This is a genomic window from Bacillus sp. RO1 (assembly GCF_012524115.1).
In the GTDB taxonomy this organism is placed as follows: Bacteria; Bacillota; Bacilli; order Bacillales; family Bacillaceae_I; genus Sutcliffiella_A.
Genome location: NZ_JAAZWB010000062.1, coordinates 23,311 through 43,407 on the forward strand (window position 1 = coordinate 23,311; position 20,097 = coordinate 43,407).

The following is a 20,097-nucleotide window of genomic DNA, read 5'->3' on the forward strand; positions in this document are numbered from 1 at the left end:
AAACAGTTAACTTTCTTTACCTTTCATTTTCAGAACATTAAAAAATTTTTAGGGGGAGTAAACGTGAAACAAAAATCATTACTACTTATCGTTTTAACGTTAGTTCTGTCCTTGTTCCTTGCTGCTTGTAGCGGATCGAACAATGCAGGTACAAATACTAACAACACAAACACTACGAACAACGAAACAACTGGCAACAACGAAGAAACAGAGGAAGAAGAAGAAGAAGCTACAAACGAACCTGTACAAGGTGGAGACCTAATCATCGGTTCTACTGGTAGCCCAACAATGTTCAACCCGCTTTACTCTGCAGATACTGCAAGTTCTGCAATCGAAGGTTTCATTTTTGACGGATTATTAACAAGTGATACTGCTTTCGAAACACAATTAAACATGGCTGAAAGCTGGGATATCTCTGAAGATGACCTAGTTCACACGCTAAAAATTAAAGACGGCATCAAGTTCCACGATGGTGAAACTTTAAATGCTGATGACGTTGTATTCACTCTTAGCATTCCTATGAGCGAAGACTATGATGGTCCTCGTGCTGGTTACTTCGAGAAAATCGAAAAAGTTGAAAAAATCGATGATTTAACAGTACAAGTAACTCTTAACGCTGTAGATCCAACAATCCACATCGCTTTAGGTTACCCAATCCTTCCTGAGCACATCTTAGGTGAGGTTCCAATCGCTGAACTTGGTGAGTACACAGAGTTCAACACGAAAAACCCAATTGGAGCAGGTCCATTCAAATTCGAAACTTGGGAAGATGGACAATTTGTTAAAGTTGTAGCAAATGATGATTATTGGGATGGTCGTCCATACTTAGATTCTTTAACTTACCGTATTATTCCTGATGCAGATGCATTAATGACTGCATTAGCTGCTGGTGATATCCATTATTACACTGTTCCTGCAACTGACATTGCAACTGTTAAAGAGTGGGAAGCTAATGGTCAATTAAAAGTGGAATCTGGTTTAGCATTATCTTACACTTACTTAGGATACAACCTACGTAACCCATTATTCGAAGACAAAAAAGTACGTCAAGCGTTAACTCATGCTCTTGACCGTGAACTAATCGTTGAGTCCGTAATGAACGGTGACGGTGAAGTTGCAGATGTTCCTGAGTCTCCACTTAGCTGGGCTTATGACGAAGATGTACCTCGTTTTGAGTACGATGTAGAAAAAGCAAAAGCTATGCTTGCAGAAGCTGGATGGACTGCAGGTGCTGACGGAACTCTTGAAAAAGACGGTCAGAAATTTGAATTCACTTTGAAAACGAACCAAGGTAACAAAGTTCGTGAAGATATCGCTGTAGTAGTTCAAGAACAGTTCGCTGAGCTTGGAATCAAAGTTACTCCAGATATCATGGAATGGTCTGCATTCTTAGCTGACATCGATCCTCCAAAATGGAACTTCGATGCTATCATCCTAGGATGGGCTCTATCTACAGATCCAGATCCAAGTGGAATCTTCCACTCTAAAGAAATCGAAGAAGGTTTGAACTTCGTTGGTTGGTCTAACGCAGAAGCTGATAAGCTAATGGACGAAGCTAACCTAACAATGGATCGTGACGAGCGTGCAGCTAAGATCCAAGAAATCAACAGAATCATTGCTGAAGAGCAACCATATACTTTCTTGTACTATCCAAATGCACACCGTGCAATGCCTACTAACCTAGAAGGCTTTGAGTTCCATGCAAGATCGGAATTCTACAATATCAACAAATGGTGGTTAGCAGAGACCAACTAATTAACCCCCGTTTAAAGTAAGGAAGAGGGGAGGGGAAATTCCCTTCCCTTCTTTTTTACTGTAATGGGTTCCTAAAGACACTTGGAGCTATATGATTAGAAAGGTCGCATTTGTCATGGACAATTCGTCTTTCATTGGACTTGAACACTTTACTGTGCAACGTCGCAAAATGTACAGTATTAAAATAAAACTCACGTTTACTTCTACCTTCCTAAAGTAAAGACAGAAAAGGAGAATCAGCTATGATCTCATATATCATCCGCCGTTCTTTAATGGCGATTCCCCTATTATTCGGTATTACAGTATTATCCTTTGCCATTATCCAAATGGCACCAGGTGGTCCTACCTCTTTAATGATGGATCCGAATATTAGTAAAGAAGATATGAAAAAGTTTGAAGAGCGATATGGATTAAATGATCCTATTCACGAGCAATATTTCACATGGGTAACAAACATGGCTCAGGGAGACTTTGGCGAGTCATTAATCCGTCGTGGAGTTCCAGTTAGTGAAATGATTATGAACCGACTCCCGAATACATTATTACTCATGATTGTTTCAACTGTTTTGGCAGTAATAGTAGCAATTCCTTTTGGAGTCATCTCTGCTAGAAAGCAATACAGCTTAACAGATTATACGGTAACAGTTACATCATTCCTTGGATTGGCCACACCAAACTTTTGGATAGGCTTAGTACTTATCATGGTATTTGCGGTTCAACTGCAATGGCTGCCTACGGGTGGTGTAGCAACATTGAATGCTGATTTTAGTATCCTTGATCGAATTCATCATTTAATCTTGCCGGCATTTGTACTTGCAACAGCTGATATGGCAGGTCTTACTAGATATACACGTTCTAGTATGCTTGAAGTGTTAAAGCAAGATTATATGCGTACAGCAAGAGCTAAAGGATTAAGAGAAAACAAAGTAACATATAAACATGGTTTACGTAACGGATTAATTCCTGTAATTACAATTTTTGGTTTAATGCTACCCGGTTTCATTGGGGGATCGGTTATTGTTGAAAAGATTTTTGCTTGGCCAGGTATTGGATTGTTATTCTTTGACTCCGCTTTCCAGCGGGACTATCCAGTAATCATGGCACTAACAGTTATCTCAGCGGTCTTCGTAGTTATCGGAAACTTAGTTGCCGATATTCTATATGCAATTTTTGACCCGAGAATTGAGTACTAAAAGGGGGAACATCGATGCAAACTCAACCATCAACTCAACCTACTAATCAATCGTTAAACCCCAATATCAAGAAAAAGCCAGACACATTAACGAAAATCACGATCAATAAATTTATGAAAAATAAGCTAGCTGTCATTGGAGCGGTTTTACTTTTCATCATAATTTCTTTAGCGATACTTGCACCACTTATTGCTCAATTTGAACCACAAAAGCAAAGCCTGTTGAATAAGCTACAATCTCCAGGCGGAGAACATTGGTTAGGTACTGACCGATATGGACGAGATGTATTTGCACGTATTCTGTTTGGAGCGAGGGTATCCCTACTAGTTGGATTTGCTTCTGTAGCAGGTTCAATCACAATTGGAACAGTTATTGGTGCGGTTGCAGGTTATTTTGGAGGGAAAATTGATGCGGTTCTAATGCGTATAGTAGACGTTATCATTTCCATTCCAACTATTTTCTTGCTAATCACATTGGTTACAATCTTCCAACCAGGTGTGGACAAGCTAATCTTGATTTTCGCTTTAACAGGTTGGACATTTACAGCACGTCTTGTGCGTGGAGAGTTCTTATCACTTCGTACACGTGAATTCGTACTAGCTTCTAAAACTATTGGAACAAGAAGCCACACGATCATTTTCTCTCACATCCTTCCAAATGCGATGGGTCCAATCATCGTATCTGCAACATTAGGTGTAGGGGGAGTTATCTTGGCAGAATCAGCATTAAGTTATCTAGGTTTAGGTATTCAACCACCTACACCAAGTTGGGGGAACATGCTGCAGGATGCGCAGAACTTTACTATCATGTTAAAACATTGGTGGTATCCGCTATTTCCTGGAATAATGATATTAATAACAGTGTTAAGTTTCAACTTTGTTGGAGATGGATTACGTGATGCACTTGATCCAAAAACACTTGACTAGAAAAGCTGAGAGCCGATCTCGGCTTTTCTTTTTGCCTATTTTTCATAGAACTTGTCATTATTTTGTTGGCATGTCATAAAATGATAATACTAGATAGATTGGACAAGGAGACATTGTTATGCTCATAAATAGGAAATATTTTGTGAGAGATGGCTAATGATAAGGGGAATTCTTTTTTTGACAGGGTTTGGCATCTCTGTTGCTGGCGGGATTAGCACAATTGCCTATTTGAATCTTTTTGCAACAGGATTAAGTTTAGTGGAGTTTTTATTGTTTCTTTTTACTAGACCGGAATTTTACCTGCTACCTATAGGCATTATTCTGATTGCAATAAGTATTTATTTATCTGGCAACTCTAATCCGTCTTTTCGAGACAAAGAATAGACTTATGAAAATTAATTGGGTATTTTGGAATAATTATGCACTTCACTGTTCATACTGTTGGATAAATAAAAGAGTTAGATGTGAAGTGAGGGGTATGATATGTTGTATCTTCATGACGTATGGGTAAATTGGTTTGAAGGAGAAGAAAACGGTTATAATGTTTGTCATTTTCATGAGTGGAGGAAGGACGATAGTGTAGAATTATTGGATCAAGTTCCTCTATTGAAAGTAGATTCTGTTTTGTTCCATTATATTGAAAACGACCTCCAAGAGCTGCCTTCATCTTTGCTAGAAGATATTTTCCAAAAAAGCTATATTCGCAAAAACCATGAAAGAATTCAATTGGACTACTGTTTTGTTGTTACAGATGGGCAAGGGATATTAGCTGTAGACACGATAGGTTATAATATTCCAATCCGTAAAAGTAGGTTGATTCCAAGACAAGAGCAATTAGTATACGATATGGTGGAAAACCATGATTATGAAAAATATACTTTTTCACCATCTAGCAAGTCGCCAAAGGATTATCATATATTATCCCCATCACCAGAAATCATGAACGGTTTGACTAGAAAAGAAAGACAATTAAAACAACTTCTTTTCATGGCACTGGATCAATTAAGGTCAACTTGCAATGTTGCTGAAATTAGATATTGGTATACAGAATGGAATCCAATTCATTACAGAGAAATCCAATCCATGAGTTTTGAGGAAGTGTGGTCACAGTTACTGGAGGAAACAAGAGAGGGTTGGTCTGAAAAACATCAGACTTTTTGTGAGCACTTGGTAAAAGGTCAGCCGTTTTTTGAAAAGTTGTGGGAGTTGGAACAGCATCCTAAAGTTAATTAAGTGTCGAATATTTCCGAGGAAAGAAAAAAGCTGTCAGAGACATTTTGCTCTGACAGCTTTTTTTAATTAACGGCGTTTGCGTCCTAAGCCCATTGCGTTTTCGATTTTTTTTAGTGTTTTCATTGCAACACGGTTTGCTCGCTCAGCGCCTTCATCAAGAATGGCATCGAGTTTTTCTGAATCAATAAGTTCATTGTACTTGGTTTGAATAGGTTCAATTGCTTCAACAACTACTTGAGCAAGATCTCCTTTGAAGTCGCCATACCCTTTTCCTTCATATTGAACTTCCAATTCTTCAATCGTTTTGTTGGCCAAGATGGAGTAAATAGAAAGAAGATTGGAAACTCCAGGTTTATTTTCTTTATCGTAACGAACTATTCCTTCAGAGTCTGTTACTGCACTTTTTATTTTCTTTTCTAGTTGCTTTGGTGTATCCAATAAGGAAATAAAGGACTTTAAATTTGGGTCTGATTTGCTCATTTTCTTTGTTGGCTCTGTCAGAGACATGATTCTGGCGCCGACTTTAGCAATTTTGACTTCTGGAACAGTCAAAATATCACGGTATTTTTTATTAAAACGTTCTGCAAGATCTCTTGTCAATTCTAGATGTTGCTTTTGATCTTCCCCAACAGGAACCACATCTGTATTATAAAGAAGGATATCAGCCGCCATTAATGGAGGATAAGTAAGTAAGCCTGCCGTTACGGCTTCCTTTCCTGTTGACTTATCTTTGAATTGAGTCATTCTTTCCAATTCTCCGATATAAGCCACGCATTGCATCATCCATCCGAGTTGAGCGTGTGCTGGTACTTCTGATTGGATGAAAAGCGTTGCCTTTTCTGGATCTAGACCGATAGCGAGGTATAATGCTGCAAGCTTTCGGATATTTTTGCGAAGCTCCTGTGGATCTTGTTGAACGGTGATTGCGTGTTGGTCGACGATACAGAAGTAGCTGTTGTAGTCGTTTTGCAACTCCACAAATTGTTTCATTGCTCCAATGTAGTTACCAAGAGTCACATTTCCGCTTGGTTGAATTCCTGAGAAAATTGTTTTCATCTTTTGTCTCCTCTTTCTTTAAAAAATGGATAGTTAGATATTCAGGTTTTATAAAATTTTAGTTGATTGGAGTGCAAGTCGCTTGACTCCTGCGGGAGGAAGGGACAGGGGAGACCCCACAGGCGAAGCCGAGGAGGCTCCCGGACCGCCCGCGGAAAGCAAGCGACTGGAACGAAAATCAACTGTTAAACAAAAAAACATACAAAAAGGCCCATTCATCCCTAGAAGAAGGGACGAATGGACCGTGGTACCACCCTTATTATTTCACACAAAAAAGTTGCAGAAATCACTTGCCTTGTAACGTAAGGATACGTCATAGCCTACTAATTGGTTCAGCCATGAAGCTCAGAAGTCCATTCCTAAACGTTAGTTGTTTGTTTCCACCAACCACAAACTCTCTAAAAACTAAGCTGTTTAGTACTACTCTTCCTCATTGCTTATATAAATTAAATGTCCTCTTATTATATCTATTTAAATGGTAATTATCAACTGTTGTAATACATAAATAGTGAAATCAACATACAAATTAACAACAATAAAGAAGCTAATAATATTTGCTGGGTCGATACAGGTTGTAATAATTCAGATGGTGGTCTCATTTCATTTCTAATATCTTGTTCCAGCTCTTTATCTGGTTGTGAAGATGCAAAGATTCTCCTGAAACTATAGGTAATTCCATCAAAAAAACCTTTCTGGACCACTAATGTGAATAATGAAATAAAAATAAATACACTAGATATGATAAAAGATGTATTGATAAACGAGAGCAGGTTAATCTCTCCATAATAAAGCCAACTTGTTCCCAATGTGGCTAAAAGCAAAATGAAAAAAAAAATTAGTGAAGATCTAATGGAAATATTCATGCTTCCTCCTATAAGAAGTTTAAAGTTAGTTTTCTAATTTGTATTGTAATGAAATGAATAGAATAAGACAAATTTAAAGAAACTATAAAAGTAATTACTTGTAATGATCAATGGAAAAACATGTGTAATATTTGTAAATGAATTGTAATATATGGAACGTTTTTGGTGGGTTGTTAATGGGACTTTAGTACTATTTTTGTAATGAACATGCTTGAAATATCAGTATTTTGTAAAGTTGGCGTTAAATTTATGAATGCACAATGTTTAGAAAACTTGTATAATAGGAATCGTTACCTCGAAACACAGCAAATTTCGACATAATTTTCTTAGGGGGTTAAGTAAATGAAAAAGTCAAAATATTTACTTCTTTTAGCGCTTACACTTGTACTTAGTGCTTTCTTAGCTGCATGTGGCGGCGGAAACTCAGCGCAAAACAATGGAGGACAAGGAGACACTCCACCGACTGGTGAAGGAGAACCAACAGGTCCACAAGTACTTAACGTCGTTGATTCTGCAGAAATTCCAACAATGGATTCGGTACAAGGTACTGACGCTGTAGCATTTAACGTAATGAACAACGTTTTTGAAGGTCTTTACAGACTTGGTGAAAATGATGAAGTAGTAGAAGGTGTTGCGAAAAGCCATGAAGTATCCGAAGACGGTCTTACTTACACTTTCACATTACGTGAAGATTCCGTGTGGTCCAATGGCGAGCCTGTAACAGCAAACGATTTCGTTTTTGCTTGGCAGCGTGCAGTAGATCCAAACACTGGATCTGAGTATGGTCCATATATGATGAACGGAAAAATTAAAAATGCTACACAAGTTTCTTCTGGGGAATTACCACTTGAAGAGCTTGGTGTAAAAGCAATTGATGAGTACACTCTTGAGGTAACACTTGAGCAACCAGTTGCTTATTTCGAATCTTTAATGACATTCCCTACGTTCTTCCCACAAAACCAGAAGTTTTTGGAAGAACAAGGTGACAAATATGCATTAGAAGCTGATACTCTAATCTACAACGGTCCATTTACTTTAGACAGCTGGGAGCATGAAGTTGGCTGGACAATGAAGAAAAATGCTGACTATTGGGATGCAGAAACAGTTAAACTTGATGAAATCAATGTAAAAGTTGTTAAAGAGGTTTCAACTGGTGTAAACTTATACACTGCACAACAAATCGATATCTCTCCTGGTTTAACTTCTGACTTTGTAACACAATATAAAGAAGATCCAGACTTGATTTCTTACCTAGAACCAACTCTTTTCTGGTTTAAATTTAACCAAACAAAGAACGAAGCTTTAGCGAATGTTAACATCCGTAAAGCAATTTCTATGGGCTTCAATAAGCAAGACATGGCTGATTATGTATTAAACAACGGTTCTATTCCTGCAAACTATTCTGTACCGGTTGAATTCGTTCAACATCCTGAAACGGGAGAAGACTTCCGTGAAAAGAATGGCGACATGAATGCATTTGATGCAGAAAAAGCAAAAGAGCATTGGGAAAAAGGTTTAGAAGAATTAGGAACAGACGCTATTACAGTTGAAATTCTTGGTGGAGACACTGAGACAGCTAAAACTATGCAAGAATACCTTCAAAACCAGTTGCAAGAAAATCTTCCTGGTTTAACAATCAAGTTGAAAGAAGTACCATTTGCTCAACGTCTTGATTTAGACGCTGCAATGGATTATGACATGCAGCTTGCTGGATGGGGTCCTGATTATCTTGATGCAATTTCCTTCGCTAACCTTTGGATTACAGATGGTGGAAACAACAAGATGGGTTACTCTAACGCAGAGTATGATAAGTTGTTGAACGACGTTATGACTACGTATGCAAATGATCCTGCAAAACGTTTTGAAGCGATGCAAGAAGCAGAAAGAATTCTTCTTGAAGAAGATGCTGCGATTGCTCCAATCTACCAACGTGGTACAACAAGACTTTGGAAACCTTACGTACAAAACGTGTACCGTCACAACTTTGGTCCTGACTTTAGTTACAAATGGGCTTACATCAGTGGTAAATAATATTATACTGATATAAAAATAATTCTTTTAAAATAGAGAGAAAGAGAGTATATTTGAAACATATACTCTCTTTTTCCCTGTAAAGAAATTGTCGAATTTTAAGGAAAATTATAAACAATTCGACGCATTATTTTTTAGGAGGTGCAAAGATGACAAAGTATTTGTTGCAACGTATCATATACATGTTTATCACCTTATTCTTAATTGCCTCATTTACATTCTTCCTGATGAAGATGATGCCAGGTTCCCCATTTACGATGCAAGATAAACTGTCAGAAGCACAAAAGTTAATTTTAAATGAAAAGTATGGACTTAACGATCCTGTTCCAGTGCAATACGGGAAATATATATTAAGCCTTGCACAAGGTGACCTTGGTATATCTTTCCAGTACGATAACAGAAGTGTTACCAGTTTAATTATGCAACGTATTGGTCCATCTGCACAATTAGGTTTCCAAGCTATGTTCTTCGGGACAATTATTGGGATCTTCTTAGGTGTCATTGCCGCTTTAAGACAAAATTCATGGGTGGACTATGGTTCCACGATACTTGCTGTACTTGGTAAGTCCATTCCTTCCTTTGTATTCGCAGGATTATTACAATATTGGATTGGTGTAAAACTTGGATGGTTCCCAGTTGCCTTCTGGTCAGGGTGGGAGTTTACAGTATTACCAACAATTGCACTAGCAATGTTCCCAATCGCTATTGCTGCACGTTTCATGCGTACAGAGATGATTGAGGTATTAGGCTCAGACTATATTACTTTGGCACGTGCGAAAGGTGCTTCAAACTTTGATATTGCAGTAAAACACGCATTAAGAAATGCCCTAATTCCAGTAGTAACGGTTCTTGGTCCGTTAGCTGTAAGTTTGATGACAGGAACACTTGTAATCGAGAAAATCTTCTCGATCCCAGGCCTTGGAGAACAGTTTGTGCGTTCCATTACAACAAACGACTATCCAGTAATCATGGGAACGACATTGTTCTTTGCGGCTTTATTCATTGTCATCGTTCTTGTAGTTGATATTCTTTATGGAATTATCGACCCGCGTATTCGCTTGGCAGGAGGTAAGAAATAATGAATAACAACAATTATGATAAATTGCCAAAGGAACTATTCCAACCGGCAGTTCAAGACCCTAGTAAAAGTGAAAAAATTGCAAAGCCAAGCTTGACCTATTGGCAAACAGCTTGGTTGCGTATTAAGAAAAATAAAGCTGCTATAGCAGGTTCCATTGTGTTGATTGTTATTGCATTCCTTGCAATCTTTGGACCATTTATGAATGACCATGGTTTTAACACACAAAATGTTACTCAAGGAAATCTGCCTCCAAAAGTACCTGGAATTGAAAATCTGGGAATTCTTGATGGAACAAGAAATGGAGTAGATGTCTACGAGCAACGTGGTATCACTGATTATTATTGGTTTGGTACAGACAGCCTTGGACGTGACTTATGGACACGTGTTTGGACAGGTACACGTATTTCCTTATACATTGCCTTATTAGCAGCATTCATAGATATGGTAATTGGTGTTGCTTATGGTGGAATTTCAGGCTTTTACGGTGGACGTACAGATAACATCATGCAACGTATCATTGAAGTTTTAGTTGGTATTCCAAACCTTGTAATCGTTATTTTAATGATTCTTGTACTTGAACCGGGTATCATAGCGATTACCATTGCCTTGACCATAACCGGTTGGGTCGGAATGGCCAGGGTCGTCCGGGGGCAGGTTCTTAAGCTTAAGAGTCAAGAATATGTCCTTGCATCCAAGACGCTTGGTTCAACAAACAACCGAATCATTACGAAACACTTACTGCCAAACGTGGTAGGAGTAGTCATCATTAATACGATGTTCACAATTCCAAGTGCTATATTCTTCGAGGCGTTCCTAAGCTTCATCGGATTAGGTCTGAAGCCTCCTATGGCATCCCTTGGTACGCTAATAGACGATGGATTTAAATCCTTGCAAATCTTCCCGCACATCATGGTGTTCCCTGCAATTATCATCAGTTTGTTGATGATCGCATTTAACCTTGTTGCGGATGGTTTCCGTGATGCATTAGATCCAAAAATGAAAGATTAGTTATAAAGGCAGGTGAATGACAATGGAAAAAATACTTGAAGTGAAAAACTTACATGTTTCTTTTGATACATTCGGAGGAGAAGTAAAGGCTATCCGCGGTGTGGACTTCGACCTAAAAAAAGGTGAAACATTGGCGATCGTAGGAGAATCAGGATCAGGTAAATCCGTAACCACAAAAACCGTGATGCGTTTATTGCCTAAGAATAATTCCAACATCAAAAATGGCGAAATCTTATTTGACGGAAAAGACTTGGCGAAACTCTCTGAAAAAGAAATGCAAGACATCCGTGGAAAAGACATCGCAATGATTTTCCAGGATCCGATGACTTCCCTTAATCCAACAATGACTGTCGGAAAACAAATTATGGAAGGAATCATCAAACACCAGAAATTGAGCAAAAGCGCAGCTGCGGAAAAAGCAATCGACTTGCTTCGTCTTGTTGGCATTCCAATGCCAGAAGAACGCTTTAAGCAGTACCCTCACCAATTCTCTGGAGGGATGAGACAAAGGGTTGTTATTGCGATTTCTCTTGCATGTAACCCTAAAGTCTTAATTGCAGATGAACCTACCACTGCATTGGACGTTACCATTCAAGCACAGATTCTAGATTTGATGAAAGACCTTCAGAAAAAAATTGATACTTCCATCATCTTTATTACACATGACCTTGGTGTGGTGGCAAATGTCGCCGATCGAGTAGCAGTTATGTATGGTGGACAGATCATTGAAACAGGTACAGTGGATGAGATTTTCTACGATCCACGCCACCCTTATACTTGGGGATTATTAAGCTCCATGCCTGATCTTGATCTTGGTGATGAGGATGAGCTTTACGCTATTCCTGGTTCTCCACCGGATTTATCGGATCCTCCTAAGGGAGATGCATTTGCTCCACGTAATGAATATGCGATGCAAATTGATTTGGAAATGGAGCCGCCAATGTTCCAAATTTCCAAAACGCACTTTGCGAAAACGTGGCTATTACATGAGGATGCTCCAGCAGTGGAACCACCATTGGCTGTTCAGAAGCGTCGTCGTCAAATGCCACAAAACTTCGAAAAGCCTGTTTTGGTAAAGGACGGTGGAAACAATGGCAACTAATGAAAAATTAGTGGAAATTCGTAATCTGAAGCAATACTTTAACGAAGGAAAGCCGAATATGGTTAAAGCTGTAGACGGTTTGAATTTCGATATTTACCGCGGAGAAACGCTTGGGCTAGTTGGAGAATCTGGTTGTGGAAAATCTACAACAGGTCGTACCATCATCCGCCTATATGATGCAACAGACGGAGAAGTACTCTTCGAGGGCGAAAACGTACACGGTAAAAAGTCTAAGAAAGACTTGTTGAAGTTCAACCGCAAGATGCAAATGATCTTCCAAGATCCTTCTGCTTCTTTAAATCCTCGTATGACGGTTGCTGATTGTATCGCTGAAGGCATTGATATTCATGGATTGGCTAAGTCAAAAAAAGAGCGACTAGCTCGCGTTCATGAACTTCTTGAGACTGTTGGTTTGAATAAAGAACACGCCAACCGCTATCCACATGAATTCAGTGGTGGACAGCGTCAACGTATCGGTATTGCTCGCGCTCTAGCGGTAGAACCAGATTTCATTATTGCCGATGAGCCAATTTCTGCGTTGGATGTGTCCATACAGGCTCAGGTTGTCAACTTAATGAAAAAGCTACAAAAGGAAAAAGGGCTAACGTATCTATTCATCGCCCATGACCTTTCGATGGTAAAATATATCTCCGACCGTATCGGAGTAATGTATTTCGGAAAAATTGTGGAGCTTGCAGATAGTGACGAGCTGTATAACAATCCAATCCACCCATACACGAAATCCTTGCTATCCGCGATCCCTCAACCAGATCCGGATTCTGAACGCAGCCGTAAACGTTTCGCTTACGACCCAGCTTCCCATGGCTATGCCAAGGATGAGGAGCTTGAGTTGCGCGAAGTTAGACCAGGGCACTTTGTCTTGTGTTCAGAAGCTGAGTTTAAGAAATATCAAGCTGAATTTGCAGGTAAATAAGATCTGGCGAGTTTGTTAGGACCGATCCTCGATTGTGAGGGTCGGTTTTTTTGTGTTGGCTTTGGCGCGGGGGTGCTAATTGTCCGAAGCACCTATAGAGGAGGAGGGATTGTCTAATAGAACAATTCTCAACGCCCGAACACATGCTGCTAAAGTCCAAACGGTAACAGAGAGTCCGTCTCAACGCCCGAACGCGCTTACCTAAAGTCCAAACGGTAACAGAGAGCCCGTCTCAACGCCCGAACACACGCTGCCAAAGTCCAAACGGTAACAGAGAGCCCCTCTCAAGGCCTGAACGCGCTTACCTAAAGTCCAAACGGTAACAGAGAGTCCGTCTCAACGCCTGAACGCACGCTGCCAAGTACCAAACGGTAACAGAGAGTCCGTCTCAACGCCCGAACACACGCTGCCAAAATCCAAACGGTAACAGAGAGCCCCTCTCAAGGCCTGAACACACTCTGCCAAGTTCCAAACGGTAACAGAGAGGCCATCTCAACGCCCGAACGCATGCTGCCAAAGTCCAAACGGTAACAGAGAGCCCCTCTCAAGGCCTGAACGCGCTTATCTAAAGTCCAAACAGTAACAGAGAGCCCATCTCAACGCCCGAACACACGCTGCCAAAGTCCAAACGGTAACAGAGAGTCCGTCTCAACGCCCGAATCCCCACCATAAAACCCAAAGCGGTAACTGAGAAGTCTGCATGAGAGTGCACAGTTATCCCAATACCCCCCACCACACTAGTTCTCTCGAATTATTTTGAAGGAAATTGTTGAAAAAGGTAAAAAAACAACGATTTTCCAGTATAATAGAGATAGCATATAAGAGAAGGGATTTTGAAATGAAATGATGAAAAAAATGATTGGTGGTCTGGTGGCTGCAGTCGGAATTTTCGTGTTAGGTGGAACACTGGTACAAGCAGAAGGAGAAGAGGTACTACAAGCTGCGCAACATGCATCAAAAAAGGTTGAAATGCAGACTCGCGAGCTACCTATTTCAATTGCTAGATTTGCTTTTGACTCTGGTTATACATTCACTTATCCAGATGCAGTTAGAGGTATCTATGTAACAGGTCACTCTGCAGGTGGAGAAAGATTTCCACGTTTACTCGACCTTTTAAACAAGACAGATTTAAACGCAATGGTTATTGATATAAAAGATGATCATGGGTACCTGACTTACATACCGGAGGAAGAAGATTCCCCATTCATGGATATTGCACAGCCTTATATTAAGGATCCTAAGAAAATGATGAAAACCTTGGAGGAAAATGAAGTATATCCAATTGGTAGAATCGTAGTTTTTAAGGATACAGTCTTAGCCAAGAAACGTCCGGATTTATCTTTTCAGGAAAACGGCAAAGTATGGGTGAACGGCCGTGAAGAGGCGTTTGTAAGTCCATTCCTAAAAGAAGTGTGGGATTACAATATTGATATAGCGATTGAAGCTGCAAAAATGGGATTTCAGGAAATTCAGTTTGACTATGTCAGGTTCCCGGAAGGCTTTGAAAAGAGAGATACAACTCTTGAATATACCTATGGAGAGTACAAGGACTTAGATTTGGACAATGTACAAAAGCGGGTTGAAGCGGTGACAGATTTCGTAGCGTATGCACGTGAGAGATTAGAACCTTACAATGTACAAGTGTCAGTGGATATCTTTGGTTATACGGCAACGTTGCCGGAAGCACCTGGAATCGGTCAGAATTTCAGTCGAATTTCAGAGCATGTGGATGTGATCTCATCCATGATTTATCCTAGTCACTGGACAGCTTATTTTGGAATTGCAAAACCAGATACGGAACCTTATAAGCTGATTACTGAGTATTCTAAGCTTGAAAATGCCAAGCTGGATCAACTGGAAAATAGACCGGTATCAAGGCCATGGATTCAGGACTTCACAGCAACTTGGCTTGGGGCAGGAAATTATATTCCATATGGTCCAAAAGAAGTTGAAGATCAAATCCGGGCTTTAAACGAGAATGGAATTGATGAGTATTTGATTTGGAATGCAGGTAACAGCTATACAGAAGGACTTGATTTTACCCCGTTAAATGACTAAGAAAAAAGCTGCCATTCATCTGGCAGCTTTTTGTGTTATTTCTTTTTCCCTCCAACACTTTTCCAACCAGCCTGCATGCTAGCAGACTTATCGAAGCTTTCAGAGCCCTTCTTTCCGCCAAAAAGCTTTTCCCCGATACCATTTGTTAACACGCCCATAACAGCGGTAATACCTATCACCAAAATAGCCACGATGGTAAAATCTGTGAAATATTCAATCATCACCATACATCCCCTTTGTCTTATGTAATCATTTACAAAAAACAACCATACTCTTATTGTATGGTATGTTTAAGAGAAAAGGAAGAGGGTATATTAACACTGAAGTCTGTTCAAGTTTGTTATACTTAAAGTGTACATAGAGAAAAAACGAAAGGGGAGTCTTTTTACAGAATGAATTGGTATGAGAAATTAAATCAGTATTTCCCAGTAGAAGAAATGAAATCGAGGGAGCATATGGAGCTTCTTTTAAAAGAGAGAGGGGACATTTATCATAAAGATGAAGGAGAACACCATGTACTGATGTATGTGGAGCTTGATAACTTCCTCTTCATTGACTACTTGTTTGTATCAAAGGATGCTAGAGGTATGGGTCTTGGACATAAGCTTTTAGATAAAATGAAGGAAAAAGGGAAGCCCATAATTTTAGAAGTGGAGCCTGTTGATTACGAAGATACAGATACAGAGAAAAGACTTCGTTTCTATAAAAGAGAAGGCTTTGAACATGCTTCATCTATTGGCTATAGACGTCGTTCTCTTGCAACAAATGAAGTTAATGCGATGGAAATCCTTTATTGGTCACCGACGGATGCAAGCGAAGAAGTCATCTATGAGGGTATGAAAGCTACATACGAGCAAATTCATACGTATAAAGATAAAGAACTGTACGGTCAATCTTATGATAAAGTTGATAATGTACTTACCTATGATGAAGACGATGATAATGAGGATATCTTGTCAAAATTATAATGAATAAGGTAATCCCCCGGAAATAACAAGCTGTATGCTTAAATTCCGGGGGATTTCTATATCAATTTATACTTTTCTCATATGCACTCTTCATCAAGCTGACAATCTCGGAATATCCCTTATCATTAGGATGTATATCTTCCTCTGCAATGTGCGTCCATTCCAATGCTTTTCCCTCAAACGCTTCATATGGGTCAATTACCACTGTTTTGGGCTCATCTACATACTCCTCGATAAAGCCATTAAACAATGGGGCATACTTCGCTCCAAGTTCCGACCATTCATGACTTTCAGGATAGGGATTATAGAGTCCTAAAAGAATGATAGTAGCATCAGGATTCAGCTCACGCAACAATTTATAGGTCTCTTGATACGTCCTCTTCAGAATCTCCATACGAACATTAAGTGCTGACTCATTTTCATCCTCTGGTACCGAGCGAATGGTTTGCAAGAAGTCATTGCCTCCGATGGACACAGAAATAACTCCAGCTATCTTTAGGCGATTTTTCAAAGCTTCATCTGCAGTCAGCAATGCCAACAAACCAGTAGAGGAAAGGCCTGGTATACCATAATTCTCTACAGTAACATTGTTTTCTTGACGTAAATACTTTGTAAATTGAGGTACAAAACCGTGAATGCGTAAATAGTTTTCTTCTGATGATCCAAGGCCTGCAGTTAGTGAATCTCCAATGGCGATATAGGTAATGTCACCTGGAGATTCTGCAGTTGCGGGAGGATAGATAATAAAATTTGAAACAACCAGTATTACAACCAAAACCCATTTTTTCAGCAAGTTAATCATCCTCCCGAAAAATTTTAAACATCCAGTTTCTCTAACTTTTTCAGCTTTCTTTTTTCCTTAAATTCATCAAACAAATAGTAAACAACCGGTATTAAAATCAGTGTTATGATGGTTGCAAAACTTAGTCCGAACACGATTACAATTGCCATCGGCTGCTGGATTTCCATCCCTTCTCCAAAGCCCAAAGTCAATGGAATCAAGCCAAGAATGGTTGTAAGAGCAGTCATGAAAATAGGACGCAAACGAGTTGGTCCTGCTATTAGAATAGCTTCCCAGGTTGTTTTGCCTTCGCGTTTCATCTTGTTGACATAGTCGACAAAAACAATTGCGTTATTGACGACTATCCCTGTCAGAATCAACATTCCTACAAGGGAACCAACACCGAGTGGTTGCCCGGTAACCAATAGGCCGAAAATGATTCCAATGATTGTTAACGGTACACTAAACATGATGATAAATGGGTAGAAATAAGACTCAAACTGTCCAGCCATTACCATGTAGACAAGTACAATAGCAAGTGCCAGGGCTCCACCGAGCTTGAAAAATGCGTCATTCATCTGTTCATCCTGTCCACCAATCGTTATCTTATATTGATTATTAGGAATGTAGATGTTTTCTTTTAGTGTTTGTTCCACATCATCAATGACGCTTCCAAGATCGCGGTTCACAATGTCAGCTTTAACTGTAATTTCACGATTTCTGTCTGTACGGGTAATCTGGCTTGGGCCTTGCCCTCTCTCAACGGTTGCTACCGCTTGAAGCGGAATATTTTCTCCTGTAGGTGTATTGATCAGCAATTTCTCTAAGTCTTGAATAGAAGCGGTATACGTATCCTCAATGGTTAAACGTATATCAAGTTCAGCACCGTCACGAGCCATTCTGGATGCAACAAGTCCTTTTGTCGCATTAGAAACGGCAGAAGCAATCTGTGCACTGCCAATCCCAAACTGGCTTGCCTTGACTCTATCTATATCTACAACGATTTCCGGATTTCCTTCCGTATAGTTTGAGGAAGGTTCCCTGATTCCATCAATCTCTGAAAGAAGTTCTACTGTCTCATCCGCCATTGATTTCAGCGTGGTCAAGTCAGGCCCTGTTATGCTTAAGGAGACAGGATTTTGAGAAAAACCGGAGTCTCCCGAGGATAGGGAGATTTCCGCTCCAGGAATATTCTCAAGTTTTTGCCTGATTTCATCTCCAACGAGTTTGTCGGAACGGCTACGATCTGTTACAGGTGTTAAAAGTATGCTGTAGTTTGCCCGGTTTGTCTGGGTACCAGCTGAGACGGAGAAGTTGTCTGTTCCTCCGACTGTAACAAACGCCAAGTCAATTTCATTAACATCTGCCAAACGTGCATCGATATCTTCCATCACATCATAAGTAGCATCAAGCGAGCTCCCGTCAGGTAAGCGTACGGTCATGGAAATGAAACTTTGATCTTGCTGAGGCAAGAATTCTTTCCCAATAAAAGGGATTCCGATTAAAGAAATCAAAAAAAGAATGACTATAGAGGTTACCGTCTTTTTCGGATTTCTTAATACTTTTTCCAGAATAGAACGGTACCCATTAGTAAATCCCATAAATCTCTCTTCAAAGCGAGACGTGTTTGTATTTACTTTTAATAGAAGAGACGAGAATAACGGAACAATAATTAATGCCGTAAACAAAGAGGCAAGTAATGAGAACGATACGACAAGTGCTAAAGGCTTAAATAATTGTGCTGCCAAACCGTCCACAAATACGATAGGTAAGAAAACAATGACGGTGGTCAAGGTGGATGCGATGATGGCAGGGCCGACCTCGCTAGTGCCTTCTATGGCCGCATCTTTCATGGAATATCCTTTTTGTCTTAAACGATAAATATTTTCCAAAATGACAATGGCGTTATCGACCATCATCCCAATCCCTAGCGCAAGGCCCCCTAATGTCAGTAGGTTCAACGTTTGGCCGCTAAAGTACATAAAGATAAAGGTTGCCACGATGGAAACGGGAATGGAAAATAAAATGATTAACGTACTGCGTATATTTCGTAAAAAGAAGAACAGTACAAGCGCAGCTAGCAAACTACCTGCAATCATGTTGGTTGCAACGGCTCGAATAGATTGTTCGATAAATTGACTTTGATCGAATATCGGTTTTATTTCTACGCCTTCAGGCAAGTTGCTTCTAATATCCTCTAGCTTTTTTTCAATATTATTCGCAACGGTCACTGTATTGCTACCAGACTGCTTCAATATGGACATTCCTACTGCAGGTTCTCCATTCAAGTAGCTGAGTTGGGTTGTCGGTTGAAGGGTTTCTTTGACTTCACCGAGCTGATCTAACTGAATGACTCCTTTTGAAGTAGGGATAGGCAGCGTCTGTATGTCATAAATGGAGCTGTATTCACCCGTTATTCTTATTGGCAGGTTTTGATTTTGATCTCTCAGAGAGCCGCCAGGAAGGTTTAAGTTTTCGGCTGCAATAATCTGCTGTAATTGATCAATAGATACATCAAAGGAAGAAAGCGCATTAGGATCCAACGTTATTCTTACTTCGTTTTCAGCTCCGCCTTCCACTGAAATGGACGCGATTCCATCGACACTACTTAATTGAGGTTCAATATCTTGTTCAGCCAACTGCTTTGCCTTGGTCATTTCTCCAGAAGGGTCTGTAATGGCTAATTGAACGATGGGAAGATCACTTGGGTTAAAGCGGAGGACCCTCGGCAGATTAGCACCAGAAGGAAGAAAGTCTCGTACCGAATCAATACGCTCCCTCATATCCAAGGAGGCAAAATCCATATTCGTTCCCCAGGTGAAAGACACGAGAACCAGTGAGCCTCCTGTTCGTGAAATGGAGGTCACAGATTCCACATTCGGCAGGGTGCTCATTGCATCCTCAAGCGGAGAAGATATCAAGTTCTCTATCTCTTCAGGGCCTGCGCCCTCATAGGTGGTGGTTACCGCTACGATTGGAAAAGTTAATTCAGGAAACAAGTCCACCGGCATTCCGCGCATACTGACGGCACCTAGTATTAACATAAGTATGATCACCATTGACATTGCAATGGGACGTAATACAGAAAGCTTTGCAATTTTCATCTAA

The 20,097-nt window shown here is 39.9% G+C and carries 17 protein-coding genes and 1 other annotated feature; of the genes, 12 read left to right on the forward strand and 5 right to left on the reverse strand.

Translation table 11 applies throughout. From position 1 onward, the window contains the following. The first annotated feature begins 63 nt into the window (after positions 1 to 63). The 5 genes from HC179_RS08350 (at position 64) to HC179_RS08370 (ending at position 5,107) form a co-directional block, all read left to right on the forward strand. Positions 64 to 1,755, forward strand: a complete 1,692-nt coding sequence (locus tag HC179_RS08350) for an ABC transporter substrate-binding protein (RefSeq protein ID WP_168863910.1) — start codon at positions 64 to 66, stop codon at positions 1,753 to 1,755. 242 nt (positions 1,756 to 1,997) lie between these two features. Then, positions 1,998 to 2,948: an ABC transporter permease gene (locus tag HC179_RS08355; protein WP_168863911.1), complete on the forward strand. Its 951-nt coding sequence runs from the start codon at positions 1,998 to 2,000 to the stop codon at positions 2,946 to 2,948. Between the two features lie 14 nt (positions 2,949 to 2,962). After that, positions 2,963 to 3,874 carry an oligopeptide ABC transporter permease gene (gene opp4C, locus HC179_RS08360; protein WP_168863912.1) on the forward strand — a complete coding sequence of 304 codons (912 nt, stop codon included), beginning with the start codon at positions 2,963 to 2,965 and terminating at the stop codon, positions 3,872 to 3,874. Between the two features lie 156 nt (positions 3,875 to 4,030). After that, on the forward strand, positions 4,031 to 4,258 hold the full coding sequence (locus HC179_RS08365; RefSeq protein ID WP_168863913.1) for a YuzI family membrane protein: 228 nt from the start codon (positions 4,031 to 4,033) through the stop codon (positions 4,256 to 4,258). 99 nt (positions 4,259 to 4,357) lie between these two features. Further along, on the forward strand, positions 4,358 to 5,107 hold the full coding sequence (locus tag HC179_RS08370) for a YjbA family protein (RefSeq protein ID WP_168863914.1): 750 nt from the start codon (positions 4,358 to 4,360) through the stop codon (positions 5,105 to 5,107). A 66-nt stretch (positions 5,108 to 5,173) separates the two neighbouring features. Here the strand turns inward: HC179_RS08370 and trpS are convergent, their stop codons facing one another. After that, positions 5,174 to 6,163, reverse strand: a complete 990-nt coding sequence (gene trpS, locus HC179_RS08375) for a tryptophan--tRNA ligase (protein ID WP_168863915.1) — start codon at positions 6,161 to 6,163, stop codon at positions 5,174 to 5,176. A 226-nt stretch (positions 6,164 to 6,389) separates the two neighbouring features. Continuing rightward, positions 6,390 to 6,606: a binding site (T-box leader), on the reverse strand. A gap of 42 nt (positions 6,607 to 6,648) precedes the next feature. Then, positions 6,649 to 7,026 carry a DUF3899 domain-containing protein gene (locus HC179_RS21340; RefSeq protein ID WP_168863916.1) on the reverse strand — a complete coding sequence of 126 codons (378 nt, stop codon included), beginning with the start codon at positions 7,024 to 7,026 and terminating at the stop codon, positions 6,649 to 6,651. Positions 7,027 to 7,368: 342 nt separating this feature from the next. Between HC179_RS21340 and HC179_RS08385 the strand changes: the two genes are divergently transcribed. The 6 genes from HC179_RS08385 to HC179_RS08410 all read left to right on the forward strand — a co-directional run bounded on the left by HC179_RS08385 (position 7,369) and on the right by HC179_RS08410 (position 15,240). Further along, on the forward strand, positions 7,369 to 9,057 hold the full coding sequence (locus HC179_RS08385) for a peptide ABC transporter substrate-binding protein (protein WP_168863917.1): 1,689 nt from the start codon (positions 7,369 to 7,371) through the stop codon (positions 9,055 to 9,057). Between the two features lie 149 nt (positions 9,058 to 9,206). Further along, on the forward strand, positions 9,207 to 10,136 hold the full coding sequence (opp3b, locus tag HC179_RS08390; protein WP_168863918.1) for an oligopeptide ABC transporter permease: 930 nt from the start codon (positions 9,207 to 9,209) through the stop codon (positions 10,134 to 10,136). Next, complete coding sequence (gene opp3C, locus HC179_RS08395; protein ID WP_168863919.1) at positions 10,136 to 11,146, forward strand: oligopeptide ABC transporter permease; 1,011 nt, start codon at positions 10,136 to 10,138, stop codon at positions 11,144 to 11,146. The genes opp3b and opp3C overlap by 1 nt, the downstream gene beginning before the upstream one ends. A 22-nt stretch (positions 11,147 to 11,168) precedes the next feature. Next, complete coding sequence (locus HC179_RS08400) at positions 11,169 to 12,248, forward strand: ABC transporter ATP-binding protein (RefSeq protein WP_168863920.1); 1,080 nt, start codon at positions 11,169 to 11,171, stop codon at positions 12,246 to 12,248. After that, positions 12,238 to 13,182, forward strand: coding sequence for an ABC transporter ATP-binding protein (locus HC179_RS08405; RefSeq protein ID WP_168863921.1), 945 nt, complete (start codon positions 12,238 to 12,240; stop codon positions 13,180 to 13,182). The genes HC179_RS08400 and HC179_RS08405 overlap by 11 nt, the downstream gene beginning before the upstream one ends. A gap of 846 nt (positions 13,183 to 14,028) precedes the next feature. Continuing rightward, complete coding sequence (locus tag HC179_RS08410; RefSeq protein WP_481747962.1) at positions 14,029 to 15,240, forward strand: putative glycoside hydrolase; 1,212 nt, start codon at positions 14,029 to 14,031, stop codon at positions 15,238 to 15,240. A 35-nt stretch (positions 15,241 to 15,275) separates the two neighbouring features. Here HC179_RS08410 and HC179_RS08415 read toward each other — a convergent pair whose 3' ends face one another. Next, complete coding sequence (locus HC179_RS08415; protein ID WP_168863923.1) at positions 15,276 to 15,461, reverse strand: hypothetical protein; 186 nt, start codon at positions 15,459 to 15,461, stop codon at positions 15,276 to 15,278. Between the two features lie 171 nt (positions 15,462 to 15,632). On the opposite strand from HC179_RS08415, the gene HC179_RS08420 reads away from it, so the two are divergent. Then, a complete protein-coding gene (locus tag HC179_RS08420; protein ID WP_168863924.1) occupies positions 15,633 to 16,208 on the forward strand; it encodes a GNAT family N-acetyltransferase in 576 nt (191 codons plus the stop codon). Positions 16,209 to 16,269: 61 nt separating this feature from the next. On the opposite strand, the gene HC179_RS08425 is transcribed toward HC179_RS08420, so the two are convergent. Further along, complete coding sequence (locus tag HC179_RS08425; protein WP_168863925.1) at positions 16,270 to 17,001, reverse strand: SGNH/GDSL hydrolase family protein; 732 nt, start codon at positions 16,999 to 17,001, stop codon at positions 16,270 to 16,272. Between the two features lie 23 nt (positions 17,002 to 17,024). Then, positions 17,025 to 20,093, reverse strand: coding sequence for an efflux RND transporter permease subunit (locus HC179_RS08430; protein ID WP_168863926.1), 3,069 nt, complete (start codon positions 20,091 to 20,093; stop codon positions 17,025 to 17,027). Between the last annotated feature and the right edge of the window lie 4 nt (positions 20,094 to 20,097).